The 16,546-nt window shown below is 47.6% G+C and carries 15 protein-coding genes; 10 read left to right on the top strand and 5 right to left on the bottom strand.

From position 1 onward, the window contains the following. The first annotated feature begins 117 nt into the window (after positions 1-117). The 7 genes from N836_RS72295 (at position 118) to N836_RS72270 (ending at position 6,922) form a co-directional block, all read left to right on the top strand. Positions 118-1,740 (top strand): NAD(P)/FAD-dependent oxidoreductase, encoded by a 1,623-nt coding sequence (locus N836_RS72295; RefSeq protein ID WP_023077096.1) that lies wholly within the window; start codon positions 118-120, stop codon positions 1,738-1,740. Positions 1,741-2,316: 576 nt separating this feature from the next. Then, a complete protein-coding gene (locus tag N836_RS72290) occupies positions 2,317-3,066 on the top strand; it encodes an AraC family transcriptional regulator (RefSeq protein ID WP_161635068.1) in 750 nt (249 codons plus the stop codon). 71 nt (positions 3,067-3,137) lie between these two features. Continuing rightward, positions 3,138-4,019 (top strand): aromatic amino acid exporter YddG, encoded by an 882-nt coding sequence (gene yddG / locus N836_RS72285; protein WP_200867486.1) that lies wholly within the window; start codon positions 3,138-3,140, stop codon positions 4,017-4,019. A gap of 321 nt (positions 4,020-4,340) precedes the next feature. Further along, on the top strand, positions 4,341-4,526 hold the full coding sequence (locus N836_RS75085; RefSeq protein ID WP_071789104.1) for a hypothetical protein: 186 nt from the start codon (positions 4,341-4,343) through the stop codon (positions 4,524-4,526). Positions 4,527-4,848: 322 nt separating this feature from the next. Next, positions 4,849-5,031 carry a hypothetical protein gene (locus N836_RS72280; protein WP_023077093.1) on the top strand — a complete coding sequence of 61 codons (183 nt, stop codon included), beginning with the start codon at positions 4,849-4,851 and terminating at the stop codon, positions 5,029-5,031. A 173-nt stretch (positions 5,032-5,204) separates the two neighbouring features. Then, positions 5,205-5,591 carry a RidA family protein gene (locus N836_RS72275; RefSeq protein ID WP_023077092.1) on the top strand — a complete coding sequence of 129 codons (387 nt, stop codon included), beginning with the start codon at positions 5,205-5,207 and terminating at the stop codon, positions 5,589-5,591. A 176-nt stretch (positions 5,592-5,767) separates the two neighbouring features. After that, on the top strand, positions 5,768-6,922 hold the full coding sequence (locus N836_RS72270; RefSeq protein WP_023077091.1) for a SagB/ThcOx family dehydrogenase: 1,155 nt from the start codon (positions 5,768-5,770) through the stop codon (positions 6,920-6,922). Between the two features lie 39 nt (positions 6,923-6,961). Here N836_RS72270 and N836_RS72265 read toward each other — a convergent pair whose 3' ends face one another. Further along, entirely contained in the window at positions 6,962-7,723 is a 762-nt protein-coding gene (locus N836_RS72265; protein WP_023077090.1) for a VC0807 family protein, read from the bottom strand. A 220-nt stretch (positions 7,724-7,943) separates the two neighbouring features. Further along, positions 7,944-9,377, bottom strand: coding sequence for a flavin monoamine oxidase family protein (locus N836_RS72260; protein WP_023077089.1), 1,434 nt, complete (start codon positions 9,375-9,377; stop codon positions 7,944-7,946). A 184-nt stretch (positions 9,378-9,561) separates the two neighbouring features. On the opposite strand from N836_RS72260, the gene N836_RS72255 reads away from it, so the two are divergent. The 3 genes from N836_RS72255 to N836_RS72245 all read left to right on the top strand — a co-directional run bounded on the left by N836_RS72255 (position 9,562) and on the right by N836_RS72245 (position 11,345). Further along, entirely contained in the window at positions 9,562-10,218 is a 657-nt protein-coding gene (locus N836_RS72255; RefSeq protein ID WP_023077088.1) for a TetR/AcrR family transcriptional regulator, read from the top strand. A gap of 75 nt (positions 10,219-10,293) precedes the next feature. Next, on the top strand, positions 10,294-10,749 hold the full coding sequence (locus N836_RS72250; protein ID WP_031294818.1) for a cupin domain-containing protein: 456 nt from the start codon (positions 10,294-10,296) through the stop codon (positions 10,747-10,749). Between the two features lie 185 nt (positions 10,750-10,934). Beyond that, entirely contained in the window at positions 10,935-11,345 is a 411-nt protein-coding gene (locus N836_RS72245) for a VOC family protein (RefSeq protein ID WP_023077086.1), read from the top strand. Positions 11,346-11,479: 134 nt separating this feature from the next. On the opposite strand, the gene N836_RS0139975 is transcribed toward N836_RS72245, so the two are convergent. The 3 genes from N836_RS0139975 to N836_RS72235 form a co-directional block, all read right to left on the bottom strand. Continuing rightward, positions 11,480-11,866 carry a hypothetical protein gene (locus tag N836_RS0139975; protein WP_023077085.1) on the bottom strand — a complete coding sequence of 129 codons (387 nt, stop codon included), beginning with the start codon at positions 11,864-11,866 and terminating at the stop codon, positions 11,480-11,482. Positions 11,867-12,570: 704 nt separating this feature from the next. Beyond that, positions 12,571-14,331: a diflavin flavoprotein gene (locus N836_RS72240; RefSeq protein ID WP_023077083.1), complete on the bottom strand. Its 1,761-nt coding sequence runs from the start codon at positions 14,329-14,331 to the stop codon at positions 12,571-12,573. Positions 14,332-14,565: 234 nt separating this feature from the next. Beyond that, positions 14,566-16,299, bottom strand: coding sequence for a diflavin flavoprotein (locus N836_RS72235; protein ID WP_023077082.1), 1,734 nt, complete (start codon positions 16,297-16,299; stop codon positions 14,566-14,568). Positions 16,300-16,546: the final 247 nt, after the last annotated feature.

The following is a 16,546-nucleotide window of genomic DNA, read 5'->3' as shown; positions in this document are numbered from 1 at the left end:
CGCCAATCGTAATTCCCAAGCCTCTTTTGTGATCCTGGTCATGGGTTGCGATCGCTACATAACGCCATCCCCAGACAACCGTGGCAAAATAAGCAGTGACCCACGCTCCGTTTTTCCATGCTGCGCCTTTCCGAGATCAAGCTGCCCCTCGACCATACAGACGAAGATCTGCAGGCCGCTATCCTAAAAAAATTGCGTCTGAAGACTGCTGATCAAATCAGCTACAGCGTCTTTAAGCGCAGCTACGACGCCCGTAAGCGGGGCGAAATTCAGCTGGTGTATATCGTTGATATCGAAACACCCAAGCAAAAGCAGCTGCTGAGCCGTTTTAAGAAAGACCCCCATATCAGACCGACACCGGATACCAGCTATCACTACGTCGCTGCCGCCCCTAAGGTGTTAGAACACCGACCTGTTGTTATCGGCAATGGCCCCTGCGGCATGTTTGCCGGGTTGTTGCTGGCTCAAATGGGATTTAAGCCTATTATTCTGGAGCGCGGCAAGGCGGTGCATGAGCGTTCTGTAGATACCTTTGGCTTTTGGAGTAAGCGTAAGTTTAAACCCGAGTCCAATGTCCAATTTGGTGAAGGTGGAGCCGGTACATTTTCCGACGGCAAGCTCTACAGCCGGATTAAAGACACCAATCACCATGGCCGTAAGGTTCTGCAAGAATTGGTCAATGCCGGAGCAGTGCCAGAAATTCTCTACATCAACAAGCCCCATATCGGCACCTATCGCCTCGTCAAAATTGTTGAGAATCTGCGCAATACCATTCTCTCGCTAGGCGGAGACGTGCGATTTGAAGCCCGCGTTGACGATATTGAGATTGAAGCCGGGCAAGTGCGGGGAGTAATTCTCGCCAATGGTGACCATATTCGCACCGACCATGTGGTGCTAGCTGTGGGGCATAGTGCTCGCGATACCTTTGAAATGCTGCATCGGCGCGGCGTGTATATCGAACCGAAGCCATTTTCCATTGGGTTTCGTATAGAGCATCCCCAACCCCTGATTGATCAAGCGCGCTTTGGCGAGCAGGCCGGACATCCTATTTTGGGTGCAGCTGATTATAAGTTGGTCCATCACTGCAGCAATGGTCGCTCAGTCTATAGCTTTTGCATGTGTCCAGGGGGGCAGGTGGTTGCAGCCACATCAGAAACGGGGCGAGTGGTGACCAATGGTATGAGCCAGTACGAACGCAGCGGTAAAAATGCCAACAGCGGTATAGTTGTCGGCATTTCGCCTGAAGAAGATTATCCTGGGAGTCCCCTGGCGGGTATCGCCTTACAACGAGAGTTAGAATCTCGTGCCTTTGAGTTGGGCGGCAGCACCTACGAAGCCCCAGGACAGCTAGTCGGTGATTTTCTAGCGGGTAACCCCTCTACACAGTTAGGCAGTGTCAAACCTACGTATCGACCGGGGGTGCATCTCTGCGATCTCAGTTCTAGTCTGCCAGACTATGCCATTGCGGCAATACGTGAAGCCCTTCCCATTTTTGATCAAAAGATCCAAGGGTTTGTCATGCATGATGCTGTTCTTACAGGCGTCGAAACACGGACATCATCACCGATTCGCATAAAACGAGGAGAAGATTTTCAAAGTCTGAATACGCAAGGACTCTACCCCGCTGGTGAGGGTGCTGGCTATGCGGGCGGGATTCTCTCAGCAGGTGTTGATGGCATTAAAGTCGCTGAAGCGGTTGCTCTCAGCATTGTAGAGAAAGCATCCTGCCTGGTTGGATAATCCCAGGTTTTTGGTCAGTGGCTGTGACATTGAGCGTTGGCAAGATGAATGGTCTATAGCGATGAGATTCCTGAGTCAGGGGGCTGTTGTCTTCATCGTTATCATGATTAAACGCCTGAGTGTAGACCCCAGACGCTAGCCCAACTAACAACGTGCTTAAATTGTCGTTGCTGATTTCGAGGATGAACCGATCGACGAGAAACCCTGTACAGTGATATGTTCAAGACAAAATCATAGTTCGGATCAGCAACGCCCTGACATTCAATAAATAAACCACTGGAGATTGAAAAATGGCCATATACTCACTTCTATACCTTTCATATATTGTTCTGTTGATAGCTTCAGTGATTTTTTTCGTTGTTGTTATCTGGCGCATCATGAAAGCGTTAGAGTCCATCGCCCGCAGCCTCAGACAGCTAGCGGAAAATAGACAGAGTCCATAAAGTGAAGAGATAAGCAGACTTCGCCAACGTCAAGGAAAGGTATCCTACACCATACTTTCATGCTGGTGTTTTATTTGGCTGCTAATTCCTGAGTGAGATATTATTGCCCTATGGATTTCCTCAGGTGATGATCATGCTGCAGACAATTATTGGTGAAAAGCGAACCTATGCTGCTAAGGGCTGTACCCATGATCATCCTTTTGCCCAGTTAATTGTGCCACTTACGGGTAGCCTCTTTATCGAAACCCAGGTGCATCAATTTAAGCTGGATGCGTCATCTGTCTTTTTTGTCCCCCCCGGATGTTCACACTATTTCTATGGTCAGGATGCAAATGAGTTTTTAATTCTCGATATTCCTGCTCATCTGGTGGCTAATCTAACCAGAAATGAAATATCCCATGGTATTCGAGCTGATTTTGAAGAGCGATGGCATGCTCTCCGCTTACTCTTGTTAGCTGAAATTGATGAGCAAGGGGATGCAGGAGAGAATGCATCTTCAGCTGCATCGCTCTTGCACCTGGTGCATTACAGCAGCAGCTTATTAGCTCAATCCTCTAGCTCCCCTTCGCTACGTTATATCCACCAACAGTATCACCGCCCTCTGTCCGTGGCTCAATTGGCGCAGATCGAGGGATATAGCTTCTCCTATTACAGTGAATGGTTTCAGGGGAAAACGGGGAAATCTCCTAAGGCATATATTCAAGACCTACGCTTGAAACAAGCGAAGGATCTGTTGCAGCATACTGATTTGCCGATTTATCAAATTGCTCAGCGGGTGGGCTTTGGGCAGGCATCCTCCCTCTCGCGGCTGTTGCGACAACGAGAAGGGATTTCTCCTAAGGTTTATCGCACAAGATCCAAAATCCGGCGAACTTATTCCTGAAATCTGGCTAACTTAGCTATCGACGACGCTTCTATGATGGACAGCGTCGACATTAGCGAAGCAGAGTTGTTGTGCAATCAGCCATACGTCAGCAGAGATCTACCATGATTGGGTTTACGGCTATTTTGATGTGGGCCGCGCTGGCCCTATTAACTAAACTCAGTGGGCCTATCCCACCGTTTCAACTGACGGCGATGTCATTTACGGTTGCCTTTTTTATTGGGATTGCCACCTGGGTAAGGGATGGGGGCAATCCACTGGTGCATCTAAAACTGCCCAAAGCGGTCTGGACGCTGGGTATCACGGGGTTGTTTGGCTATCACTTTTTCTACTTTATGGCATTGCAAAACGCACCGGCTGTTGAAGCGAGTTTGATTGCTTATTTGTGGCCGTTGTTGATTGTCTTCTTTTCAGCGCTGTTACCCGGAGAGCGGCTAAGGTGGTTTCATGTAGGGGGTGCGATCGCAGGTTTCATCGGTGCAGGTTTGCTGATTACCAAAGGCCAATCCTTAAGCTTTGATCCGCGCTATAAGACTGGCTATGGATCAGCGATTGTATGTGCATTGACCTGGTCGAGCTATTCCCTCCTGTCCCGACGGTTTGGCCATATTCCCACCAATGCTGTGGGAGGGTTTTGCGGGGCAACAGCAATTTTGGCCTGGCTCTGTCACGTTGCATTTGAACCAACTGTCTTACCCATGGGCTGGCAGTGGATCGCAATTTTGTGTTTGGGATTAGGTCCTGTCGGCCTGGCTTTTTTCACCTGGGACTACGGTGTTAAACATGGCGATATCAAAGTATTGGGGGCGCTGTCTTATACAGCACCATTGTTATCGACACTTCTTTTAATCATCTGTGGACTAGCTGAAGCGACTTGGTCAGTCTGGCTGGCTTGTCTATTAATTGTGGGTGGCGCATTTTTGGCCGTCATGGATTTCTTTAGACCAAAATAGAACGATTTTCAATCGCACTGAACATAGCCTATTCCCTGACATCATATTGCATTAATACTACAGGACATTTGGATTTGAAAATGTTATCGGATTTGTTCACGAGGGCATCCCACAAAAGGTGCTTTTCTCGCTTTCGTTTGGCGTCCACTTTCCGCAGGGCCATGTCACGTGCTATGAAGGATTAAAGCAAATGGCCAACATCGCAGTGGATCGGATGTATAGATCTTTTCTGCTTTGTCTCAGGGTACTTGTCTCCGCTCACTTTTGCCGTTATGCAGCCTGCTCAATCAGCGAGTTGTTTCCTATTATCTCAGAAATCACATGGCAGAATTTACTTGGGAAAAGTTGTACTGTAAAGGCCAACCACTCGGAGGACTGGGCGTATGGCGGGCAAAAGTGCCTGGTGGATGGATAATTGCTATTCGTTGTGGCGGTAGTGAAGGGGGTGGAGTGACATTTTATCCAGATCCTCACCATCAATGGGATGGTGGAACGTTACCCCCGTGATCTCCCTATGCTTCATAACGGCAAGCACAACTATAGATGTAATGATCGTGGTCGTCAGTTCGTCTTGATACCCTCATAAGAACCTCATCTTTTTGTTTCAGAGTTAGAAGATGAGAAGACAAGGCTGGTTTAAATTCTCTAATCAGTGAGAGGGCAATATTAGAGAAGTGTTTATTGTTTTTGGATGTCCATCCTTAACTCAGCTTAATAATGCTCATGAACTCACAGGCTGAGAATCTCTCGGTTATAGGGTGAATTTTTGTAGCGGCGAGTGATGAGCAACGTGATGTGTTTCAAAAGCAGACCTTAAGAGGAATCGAAAATGAATCCCAAGAAAATTTTACTTAACGCAGTTCTTGGCGCTGTTGGTGGGGTCGTCGTCTGTATTCTGGTCCTCAATGTTATTGATAAAGATGCCCCCAATGCTGCCGTTGCTGCCGGGGTTGGCGGAGGTGTGGGCGGTGCTGTTTCATCAATGGCAGCATCAGTCAAGAAAACTGAATAGCGTCATGTCCCTGAAATCGGGCTATGCAGGCTTGATGGACCCGTGTAGCCAGGAGGAGGTTGCTTCTAGGGCTTTTATGCAGTGACCAAATACATGAGTGCCCGACATAGAGATGCAAAAATAGAGATTTCTAGCGATAGTTAATTGGTGGCGTTACATCTCTAGAAGAAAACATGGAAAATACAGTATCCTCAGGTTCTCCCTTAGAGGAGATCATTGGCTTCTCAAGGGCTCGAAGAATTGGAGAGTGGATTGCAGTGTCTGGCACCGCACCGTTAGATCATGAAGGTAAAACAGTACATGTCAATGATGTTTATCTACAGGCTAAACGATGTCTTGAAATATCCAAGGAAGCCATCGAGGCTTTAGACGGCTCCATTGATAATGTCATACGTACTCGCATCATGTTAAAAGATATCTCTTTATGGCAAGAAGCTGCTAAAGCTCATGGAGAGATTTTTGCAAATATTGGACCAGCCTGTACTTTTGTAGAGGTCGTGGGCTTTATCAATGAAGCATGGTTGGTGGAAACCGAGGTGGATTGCATTGTGAAGCCATAACAAATAGGGCCTCTGATGCCATAGCCTGCACGGCGCGATCGCAAGCTAGTGCAGTATTGACAACAGGTACTGGCCAGCTGGATCATTCGCTATTGTCAATCAGCGTTGAGCCCTTGCTGAGTTAGCTACCCTGATAAAGGAGGGTACAGAACTACTCAAGTGAGCAGGAGTTGGCGATGCAAAGGCGCGATCTTGATTACATTGTCATCACATTGCTGGTGGTCAGTAGTATTTACGTTTTCCTGACAGGGGTGATTGCTGACACCATGGGGCTGCACCACTTCGGGTTTCATAGTCAGGTGGGATATCTTTGGATGTCTCTGGCGGTGCTCCATTTAATGCAAACTTGGGTCAGGGTCAAAGCCTTTGCCCAGCATCGTTTTCGTGGAAGGTCTCCGGCAACATCTCCTCCGGCAGCGGCAGCCGAACCAGGTAAATCGTTAGCCGAACCAGGTAAACCTTTTCGACGGCGCTATTTGTTATTGGTGGTGCTGGCGATCGCAACAGGCATTGGCTTTGATCGGCTGCTGACACCCAGTGAAACCGCCGAACCAACTGGGGCAGACCTAGGAATGCGCTATCATCGCTGGAGTGAACCCGGCTATGGGGAAGCCCTGAGCACTCTGCTCAATTGGGGACAACAACCGCCCCGTTACAAAACCTATCCCGATGTGCCGACCATAGAATTGCCCTCCCCCACTGCCATCTCGGCCAATTCTACAAACACTACAGCTGAAACTACCTCTCCGATCGCATCAACACTGACCACCGATTTGATCACCGTCGTCACCCAGCGGCGATCGCGTCGTACCTACAATACCCGTCATGTTTTACCCCTGGCGCACCTTTCCCAGCTGTTGCATTTAGCCCACGGCATTACTGCAGAAGCACGAGAGTTTCGGGCAGTACCGTCATCAGGAGCGCTCTATCCCTTAGAGATCTACTCGATTGTGCATCGCGTCGAAGGGTTAGAACCTGGCATCTACCACCATGCCATTCAAGACCATCAGCTGGAACTCTTACAGTCAGGTGATTTTCGACAGCCTCTGATTAACGCCGGATTAAACCAGGAGTTTTTAGGCGAGGCGAATGTCTGTTTTGTTGTGTCAGGTATATTTCAGCGAACGCGCTGGAAGTACCACGAACGCGCCTATCGCTATGTCTTGATGGAAGCCGGACATCTGGGACAGAACCTTTATCTGGCGGCTACGGCGTTGGGGTTAGGCGTCTGTTGTGTTGGAGCCTTTTTAGATACGCCTCTAAATCAGCTGATTAACGTGGATGGCAACCAGGAGGCTGCGCTATATCTGGTGACGGTGGGAGGGCTGTAGCAAACTGTTGCCTGCCAGGTATGATGGTGGGACATTATGTCATTGTATTTCTTCACTGTCCTTAGTTGGAGGGCTGATAAGTTCAGCTGCCTTCTGAGACTCACGTAGTTTTAAGAGATCCCAGAAATCACTTTCATCATGGTCTTTATTATTTTCTTTAGGCAGATGGTAAAACATCGCTCGGCGAATAGACATCGCGGCAACTCCGACTCCTGTAAACTCAGGTATTGTCAGTACGATGCGGGTGATAGCATTAACCTGGGCGACTTGTTGGTTAAACATAACTGTCCCAAAATCAGCTACCACAATCTGGAGATTAAAGAGGAAGTTCGCGACACCGATCAGTACCTCGACAATCACCAAAAGTTTAGTGCCCTTGACCAGTGTTCGATAGACTCTTGGCTCTTTGAGTAATGCTTTTAATGCTTGTTCCTGCTGCGATGATTCTGGATTCATACCTTGCATAAGAAAATAGTATATGATTGGTTTGTGAATAATGATTGAGCCCCCAAACACTAGAACCGTAAAGATAGAACCCATGCTATCCTTCAAGGCAAACTGAACACCATCAACAAACCAAAAGGCTAATAGACCACGCATAATCGCAAAAGTCCCGATATAGCTGGTAATAAAATTAAATCGTTTAGTGATAAAACATAAATCAACAAAGATCCAGGCTACAGGAACCAGGGCAGCGACAACGTAGGTGGTGCCTGTTCCTAATTGCTCATTCAAATTGTTCAAGATGAGAATGGGAATGACAGATCCCATGACAATATCGAGGATCAGTTTTCGATTCATGGCTTAATTACTCTTCTATGTATAAACGGCGGGTTGTTTTACCAAATATTGTGACAAAAGCTCGAAACTAGGTCGAGTTTAAAAACGCGGAAGCCAGAAAATCTATGCAGTTGTAATTAATCCCTCCTCAGGTGTGTTGATGCTCCTCTAACAAGTTCGCTAAGGCTCCCTCGCTTAAATTTTCTCCGTTACCCCATCACTCATCCACCCATCTACAGCCTCAACCTGGGACTTGATTTTTGTGCAATCCCCTAGCAGCGCGACTGGTGCTGAAGGAGAGAATTTCGTGAGCTGCCCGCATACCACTTTCTAAGGCCCCATGAACGGTGGCTGCTCGGGTGGGATGAGTGGCTTCTCCAGCAAAGAAGAGCACCTGATCAACTGGTTGAGCAAGTTGCGATCGCAAACCCACACCATTTACCGGAACATAGGAATACGCCATCCGCGCATAGGGATCTGCCTGCCAGTCAACAAAAAGCGCATCAATTAATCGATCTGCCAATGGCATCTCAAACATCTGTTCTAAATCCTGTAATCCTGCTTGAATAGCGCCTTCTCGCCCAAGCGACCCGAGCTGGTCGGCTCCGGTTGCGCCGGTGAATGCTGTTAAGACAGGTGTCTCATTGTGGCGTTTCCAACCAGGCCGCCACCACAGTTGAGTATCCAGGGTGGTCAGGCAAGATTCTAAGTCTTTAGACCAGAAGGGCTGATCAAATTTGAGCATTAGTTTTGTAATATGACCTGTCCCGAGACCCTGAATGGCGTTGAGCTTATCCTCGGGCAGCTTGGGGGCAAACTCTACTGCATTTTCTTGCAGCAGGGCCAGTGGCAGGGTAATGACGATCTGTTGTGCGGTGTAGATGGTGTCGGTTTCTGTGTGAATCTGTATTCCTGAGGAACTCCACTGAATTCGTGTAACCGGCGTTGCGTACCGAATGTGTAACCCGTCGGCAAATTGCTCCAAGAGATGGGAGTAGCCCTTGCTAATCCGAAAATAACGATCGCCATCGCCTGCATAGGTCAACTCCACTAACCCATATACCCCTAGCTGCTCAAGGTTCGCGGCATAGCTACCGCTGAGAAAGTGATCCACGATGCGACGCACATCCGCAGACAGCTCGACTTTGTGAAGCGAGAGAAACTGCGCCAGACTGATGTCAGGTTTGCCCGCATCGATCCAGGCGGCTATCAACTCGTCAATTGGCGAGTCGTCCATCAGCTCAAGGATTTCCATTCCAGGAATTGTTGACCAGCGTCTAAAGGGGAGTAGCTCTTGGTTGACATACATAAACTGGTGCCGATATCTGGCAAATACGGGGAGTGTGGCTAGTCGATAACGACGAACCCAGTCCCAGGTAATGATGTTTTCACCGGGGAGGTATTCTGCGCCGCTTTCAACGGGATGAGCTGCAAAATCATAGTTTGTGTTGACTCTGCCACCGATGCGATCGCGAGCCTCAAGCAGGAGGACAGAGTGGTTGGCGTCCTGCAGTGTGCGGGCCGCTGCTAATCCTGCAGCCCCCGCACCAATGACGATGGTGTCGTAGTGGGTTTGATCTGTTTGATCTGGTGCCACGACGGGGTTACGCTTTCTGCCCAGACAAGGGAGGGCTGCCAGCAAGGACATCATTAAACGTCGAGAAATGGTTCGCATAAGGAAAGTTCCTACCGAGAAATGGTAAAATATGAACACTGCTCACATTTCAAAAATACGAACGATGTTCATGTTTTGTCAACCCAGTAAAAAAGATCGTTGCTGAGCCGAGCTATGATTTCATCTTGCATAGGTATGTGCCCCATTCCCCGATCCATTCGTCAAGCAGCCATGGCAAAAGTCGATGTCTCAACCGAACTCCTCTAGCTCATCCAAGCTCAATCAGATGCGGCGGCAGCCTAAGCAAGCTCGCAGTCAGGAGCGAGTCAAGCAAATTCTGGATGGGGCAGAGCAGCTATTTGTGGAGGTTGGGTATGACTCAACCACAACCCGTGCGATCGCGGCGCGAGCGGGAGTGTCGGTCGGGTCGCTTTATCAATTTTTTCCCGATAAAGAAGCGATTCTCAAAGCCCTGGCTATTCGCTATATGCAGACGCAATATCAGAGATTTCTTGATCTGCATACTCCGGACGCAGTCACTCTGCCGTTACGCAGCTATGTGGATCAAATGATTGATGTGTTTGACCAATTTTACACAGACTATCCAGGGTCACGCGCGATTTTTGAACAACTTTTAGACACCATTACATGGTCTGCCATTGAGAAAATCGATGACTTTGAATATCAAGTCATTGATGAACTCGCGCGGTTTTTCCATGCCCGTCAGCCGACGTTAGCAATGACAAAATGTGAGCGCATGGCAATGATCATTACCAAAACAGTAACTGAACTGTTATGGCTTTCGCTTAGTGGAGATCAGGACTTTCGTCAGGAACTTGTTGTTGAAACTAAGCTACTGATTCTAAGCTATCTTCAACAATACTTGGATAATGAACTGTAACCGATCGTGTGGTGCATGATGCCATGCCTGACGTATTGGACCATGATGGGAGTGTCTGATCTCCTGGTTTATCCTATGAAATATACCGATCTCTTAGAACATCCTGAGGGTGGACGTTATCTTGAAGTCTATCGCTCTGCAAACACAGTGGCGACGGCTGATAAGACAAGAACTGCGCTGACTCACATTTATTTTTCGTTGGAACCCCATGAGGTTAGCCGCTTTCATCGTGTCAGCAATGACGAGGTCTGGAATCTCTATCAGGGGGAAGGACTATATCTTTATCAATGGGATGGTCGTTCTTCTGGTATTAAGGCGATTGAACTCTCGGTAAAGTCGATGAACTTCTGTCATGTGATCCCGGCGGGCTATTGGCAGGCAGCGGTGCCAATCAAAGATCGTGTGTTGGTGGGCTGCTCTGTTGCCCCAGGGTTTGAGTTTGAGGACTTTACCTTGATTGATCCAAAGTCGCCAGTGGCAAAAACATTGCTAGAAATAGATCCAGGGCTATCTAAGCTGATCCAGCCTTGATGCAGCACTCGGCAGACAGGCTCACAGCCACGCGGCATTTCTTAAGATAAATTTCTTTGATTAAGAAATCTGGAGTTTTTAGTACAATTGAACTATATTGGTGATCGTTAAGCGCTCAACTTTAAATCACTTCAGATTTTGCCGATTGCAATTTGTTGTTTTTAAGCCTGCTTAAGGAGATCGCTATGCAATTAAGTCCCTATCTCTCGTTTGATGGATGTTGTGAGGCTGCATTCAAGTTTTATGAACAATGTCTAGGAGGCAAGATTGAAGCCATCATGCCTTACCAGGGTTCGCCAATGGAGGCAGAGGTGCCTGCAGCATGGGCTAGTAAGGTAATGCATGGTGAGTTTAGGCTGGGAGAGTTTGTTGTCATGGGCTCTGACTGCATGCCAGATAAGTATGAAGCGGCTAAAGGAACGTCTCTCATGGTCGGTATTAAAGATCCGGTAGAGGCAGAACGTGCATTTAAAGCCCTGGCGGAGAATGGGACAGTAACCATGCCTATTCAAGAGACTTTTTGGGCAGCCAAATTTGGTATGTTAGTGGATCAGTTTGGGATTCCATGGATGATTAACTGCGACCAACCGATGTGATGTAGATAACTTTTTGCTGTAGAGACGGCTATCTATCAAGATTGCAGGTTCAGATTAAGACGTACTATGACTTTATTCAGCGGTAGTGATGTGATTGCTGAAACAGGCAACTATCACTACCGTTGGAGTTAAAGCTATTGATTGTATTCGTCAATGGGGCCATTGTACTCTAGAGTGACGCTGCGATCGCGACCGCTCTCTTCCACTGTGACAATACTCAAAGTGGTATATTCCTCGGATAGAACAACCGCTGTTGGCTCTCCCCCACGGATTGTAAAGCGCCATGTCTCTGCCTCCAACATTTCACAGGGCGATTGAACAGACGCACCATGCATAGCAGGTTCGGCCCGATAAACATTTAACCCGCCATTAGTAGCCTCTGCCATTTGCCGGGCTTCATTTTTAGCCGCATTGAGTGCTATTTGTTCGGCTGGGGTCGTTGCAATGCAAGCGTTGTCAGGGACTGAATTTTGTTTTTCCATGGCTGTCGCCTGGGAGGCAGCAGCCATGGTAGTGCCCATAGCTGCAGTTAGGATCACGCTGAAGAGTGATGTAGTACGGTTCATCTTTAATAAATCTCCTGAGTATACGGTTCTCTCTATGGGGTCAATTGAGTCAAGGATAAAACAGAGATATTGCTGCTCCGAACTATGAGTTCATCTGCAAGATGATGATCTAGGGTGTTTCTAGCAGATTGATTCATCCTCTAAATCAGGAACGGCAAAACTGACAAATATGATGCCATAAAGGCTGTTTCCTGGCGACTTTAAGTATTATTCTTCATTCTGTTCATTCGATAGATGCAGCTTATCAATAGCTTTTTCGATGACAATTTGACATTTCAGGCTTTCTTTTACAGAATAAAAATTAAATGCACTCGATGCATTTTGTTGAAAACATTGCTAACCTGTGCTTTGCAACCCATCAAAGTGCGTCCTGTTTTCGAATCTATGAGGGTTTTTGCGCTTAAGAATGCGGATTCAATCAGGTCCTATCTTTTGCCGTACAGGTGTTCTATGAAACGCCTCTGCAGACACCATTTTTGGCTCTGATAAAATCCTGATCCCTTAGAGCCATCTCGGCTGTTTTAGGAGCAGCTTTCTGAATAGGTGTTTCAATATCCGTTGAAGATAGAATAATCATACATAGAATGAAAGCCCTATTGCTGATGGCTCCTGAGAGAGCAGCAATAGGGCTGTTTTGGCGCAGTCAATTGCTAGCGTGCTTAATATTGGCTACCTGTTTTGCGATGTTGTACGGCGGTGAGGCCGTCATTTTCTAACAGGGTCCCGATGTTTACAGCCGCGTAGATTAACAGATGATCACCCACGATTGATCGGGTTGTTAGGGTGCATTCTAGATAAGCTAATGCGTCCGTTAAGACGATGCCAGCGTTATCTAAATGATCTATATTGATATCTTTTTGCAGAGTTGGATAGGATGCCTGGCAAGAGAACTGACGGCGTATACTACGACCTTCTTTGAGGATATTCAGAATCAAGGGGCTGTGGGGCTGAAGATTTGAGATCGCATCATCCCTCAGCGGCAACGCCATCATAATGCCCGGTGGTGTGAAGCTAGCCTGAGACACCCAGGTAGTCAGAATTGCTCGATTAGTGCCATGGTGCTCAAAGGTCACCACACACAGTGCCCCAATAATGCGACCCATCGCCTGGGCGGTACGGTTGGCCTCGACATCACTGACGGCCTGACGAGGTACCTGTTGCCGTGAATGTTTGCGTAACTGTTGGGCAAATTGATAGGCGGCAGTTCTGCAATTATTTAAGGTAGGTGCATCGGGACTAAATCGAACTCGAATTGGTGGAAAGCCAAACCGATAGCCAGCATCACGCAGCTTGTGCTGCAGTAAATCAATCGCCTCGCCACTCCAACCATAGGAGCCAAACACTCCCGCTAATTTTGTTTTAGGAACATTGGCCAAGATGGTGCCGAGCGCTGTTTGAATTTGTACTGGAGCATGACCTCCCAAGGTGGGAGAGCCGATGATGAAGCCATCACACTGGCTAACAATCTGGGTCATCGCTTCGGCTGATATTTTTTCACAATTGATTAATTCAACTGCAATTTCATTGGTTGTCAGCCCTTGAACGATGGCATTGGCTACAGTGGCCGTGTTGCCATAGGCCGATGCATAGAGGACTGCCACCCGCAGCTGACGATGGGTTTGTTCCTGACACCACTGGCGATAATCCTGATGAAATCGGCTGAGGCTGTAGCGGACCAACGGACCATGGCCAGGGGCGATAATTTTGCAAGAAAACGCTTCAAATTTGTCCAGAGCGGTGGCGATCTGTTGGGCCTGGGGGGCGTGAAGACAGTCAAAATAGTACCGTCGATCGTCATCTAGTTCTCGCCAGTGGGTATCCCACAGATTGTCGCTGCAAAAATGTGCGCCAAACAGTTTGTCGCTATAAAGAATCTGACTGGCCTGGTCGTAGGTGCATAAGCCATCTGGCCAACGGGGTGTGGGCACAGTGACAAATTGCAGTTGGTGTCCCTGGCCTAAATCTAAGCTCTCACCTGTACGTACGGGCAACACTGTCCAGTTAATTTTGGTGCTCCGAATACTATTGGCGGCTGAATGGGAGCAGACGATTGTTGCTTGGGGAGCCAACAGGTGCAAAGCCTTAAGTGTGGCAATACGGTTTGAGTTGACATGACTGGTAATGATGTAATCCACCTTACTGAGTTGCACATGCTGGCGTAATGTGTCCAAGTAAATGTGGGTAAACGATTCTCCTGGCGGATCAATAATGGCAGTGCGATCGCCATGAATAATATAAGAGTTAGCGGTGGTGCCTCGCCGCCGACCATACTCAACCTCGAACTTTAAGCGTTCCCAGGTACGTGAACGCAAAACACGAGAATCTAGCCCAATGTCGGCAACTTGTACGTCCCTGGAACGCATTTTGGTAGATAACAGTGTGGGTTGAGAAATTTTAGGAGTGGAGGTTGTGTGAGTCATGATTTCTGCTTTCTGTCTAAGGTCTTTACTGCTAAACAGTGAATGCGTACTGATTGAGCGAATGAACCGCTCTGAAATAAATGCAATGAGCCCAGACTCTACAGAGAACTCGTGCCGAGCATCAGTCAGACCTAATTAATAATGGGCGTTGTTGATCCTCGGGATGATTTCATCTACAAGATGCAGATGAGTGGTATTGCTGCTAGATCGGTGCATCCTCTAAATCAGCAATGGCTAATAATGATTGCCAGCTTTACGATGATGAACGGCGGTCACACCATCTGGATGAGCGACTCGCCCAACATTGGTGGAGCAGTTGATGATCCAATGATCGCCAGCATCGAGCCGCGTGAGCACGCGACATTCCAGGTAGGCTAAAGCATCAGCCAGGATGGGGGAGCCATTATTGGCGTCATAGGTTGTAATGCCTGCAAACCGATCGGCACCGGGAGGAAAACGCTTGAGAAAATGTTTCATCAGTGGCTGATAGTTGCCTTCCTCTAATATGTTGAGGACAAAGCAGTCTTCTCCATGTAAGAGAGATTCAATCGCGCGATCTTTGGCGATGGCAACGGCCAATCCCAGGGGCTGAAAACTGGTTTGGATTACCCACGAGGCTAACATGGCGCTGGTTGCTTCTCCTTTACGAGCCGTGAGGATATATAAACCGCTACTGATTCGCCCCAGGGCCTGATCCAAACTAGAATCTAGAGGCTTGTCCCGACGTTGTCGGCGATTTTTCTCTAACCATTGACCCAGATCCGTACCGGCTTCTTCACATTGTTGATCTATGACTGCCGATGGAGCCGTTTTGATCAATATTGGCGGAAAGGCTTCTGTTAATCCAAGTTCGGCAAAGCGATTACGTAAGGGAAAAATAGGCTCATCTTGACCACCGCCAGTTTCAAATAGTCCAACTGCCTGTTTGTTGTGGGTTGCTGCCAAAATCGTATTGAGAGTTGGCAGCAGGATATTGTGTTCTGTTTGAGGAGGCATCCCAATGACTAAAGCAGCGGCTGCATCTGCCAGCTCTCTGACATCGTGAGGATCGGCCTCACCCAAGTCAATAAGTTCCACCGCTGTGCCGGTTTTATGTAGACCCTGGGCAATGGCGCGAGCGATGCGATCGCTACTACCATAGTCATCTGCATAGAAGATAGCCACATAAGGAGCCGCCTTTGACTGCGCCTCACTCCAGGTACGATAGCGCTCAATCCATTCCTGGTGCTGGTGTAACAAAAGCGGACCATGTCCCGTTGCCACCAGGTCAATGGTCAGCTTGTCTATACGTTTTAGCGCTCCCAGGACAGACCGAGCATTGGGCCTCATCAAACAGTCATAATAATATTGAAAATCGGCCTCTAACAGCTGTGGCATCTCATCATATAGAGAGTCATCACAGTAATGCATGCCAAAGACATCACAGGTGTAAAGTATTTGGGGGCCACTGTCATAGGTCAAGATGGTGTCGGGCCAGTGCAAGTTAGGGGCTGAGAGAAATTGTAATAAGTGTCCCTGCCCCAAATCTAGACAATCGCCACTTTTAACCATTTGGTATGCAAATGGACGATGAATCTGATTTTGCAAAAACTGGATCGCTACTTTGGACCCAATAATTTTGATCTCAGGTGAGATCTCTAATAAATGCCCAATTAAGCCGCTGTGGTCAGGTTCAGTGTGGTTAACTATCAAATAATCGATAGTTTTGCCTGCAGTTAATTGATTTAGGCATTTAAGATAAAGAGCCTCAAACTTCAGATGAGACGTATCCACCAGCGCAACCTGGTCGCCACAAATGAGAAATGAATTGTAGGTGGTACCGTTTTGCAATTCGAATTCAATGTCAAATCTATCTCTGTCCCAGTCAAGACAGCGAATTGCCATCGTCCCCTGGGCAATCTCTTCGGTTTGCAATGTCAACCTTGTAGATGTAGCGATTGTTTGATGTGAATCAATGAGAGTAACCATAGAGATGATCTATCCTGGCGTAACTCAATTTCTTATCCCCATCCTTGCTCCTCAATCTGGGTTTGTAAAATGCTAATGCCCAAACTTTTTAATAAGTCTGACTTATTTAAGATGAGCTATTAGATTTGTTGATTAAATATATAGAAGAGGCTCAATTTACACTAATTAAGAGACTGGTAGCTCTCTAAAATCTCTGAATTGGTTGATTTATTTGGGTTTTTGACCTCTGAAAAGCTAACCGATATTA

The sequence above is a fragment of the Leptolyngbya sp. Heron Island J genome (genome assembly GCF_000482245.1).
GTDB lineage: Bacteria > Cyanobacteriota > Cyanobacteriia > Phormidesmidales > Phormidesmidaceae > Leptothoe.
This window is presented reverse-complemented; position numbering and strand designations above follow the sequence as displayed.

Bases quoted from the DNA above. Each gene is read 5' to 3' on its own strand.
- N836_RS72295 (WP_023077096.1), top strand. From the start codon at position 118: ATGCTGCGCCTTTCCGAGATCAAGCTGCCCCTCGACCATACAGACGAA.
- N836_RS72290 (WP_161635068.1), top strand. From the start codon at position 2,317: ATGCTGCAGACAATTATTGGTGAAAAGCGAACCTATGCTGCTAAGGGC.
- N836_RS75085 (WP_071789104.1), top strand. From the start codon at position 4,341: ATGGCAGAATTTACTTGGGAAAAGTTGTACTGTAAAGGCCAACCACTC.
- N836_RS72280 (WP_023077093.1), top strand. From the start codon at position 4,849: ATGAATCCCAAGAAAATTTTACTTAACGCAGTTCTTGGCGCTGTTGGT.
- N836_RS72275 (WP_023077092.1), top strand. From the start codon at position 5,205: ATGGAAAATACAGTATCCTCAGGTTCTCCCTTAGAGGAGATCATTGGC.
- N836_RS72270 (WP_023077091.1), top strand. From the start codon at position 5,768: ATGCAAAGGCGCGATCTTGATTACATTGTCATCACATTGCTGGTGGTC.
- N836_RS72265 (WP_023077090.1), bottom strand. From the start codon at position 7,723: ATGAATCGAAAACTGATCCTCGATATTGTCATGGGATCTGTCATTCCC.
- N836_RS72260 (WP_023077089.1), bottom strand. From the start codon at position 9,377: ATGCGAACCATTTCTCGACGTTTAATGATGTCCTTGCTGGCAGCCCTC.
- N836_RS72255 (WP_023077088.1), top strand. From the start codon at position 9,562: ATGTCTCAACCGAACTCCTCTAGCTCATCCAAGCTCAATCAGATGCGG.
- N836_RS72250 (WP_031294818.1), top strand. From the start codon at position 10,294: ATGAAATATACCGATCTCTTAGAACATCCTGAGGGTGGACGTTATCTT.
- N836_RS72245 (WP_023077086.1), top strand. From the start codon at position 10,935: ATGCAATTAAGTCCCTATCTCTCGTTTGATGGATGTTGTGAGGCTGCA.
- N836_RS0139975 (WP_023077085.1), bottom strand. From the start codon at position 11,866: ATGGGCACTACCATGGCTGCTGCCTCCCAGGCGACAGCCATGGAAAAA.
- N836_RS72240 (WP_023077083.1), bottom strand. From the start codon at position 14,331: ATGACTCACACAACCTCCACTCCTAAAATTTCTCAACCCACACTGTTA.
- N836_RS72235 (WP_023077082.1), bottom strand. From the start codon at position 16,299: ATGGTTACTCTCATTGATTCACATCAAACAATCGCTACATCTACAAGG.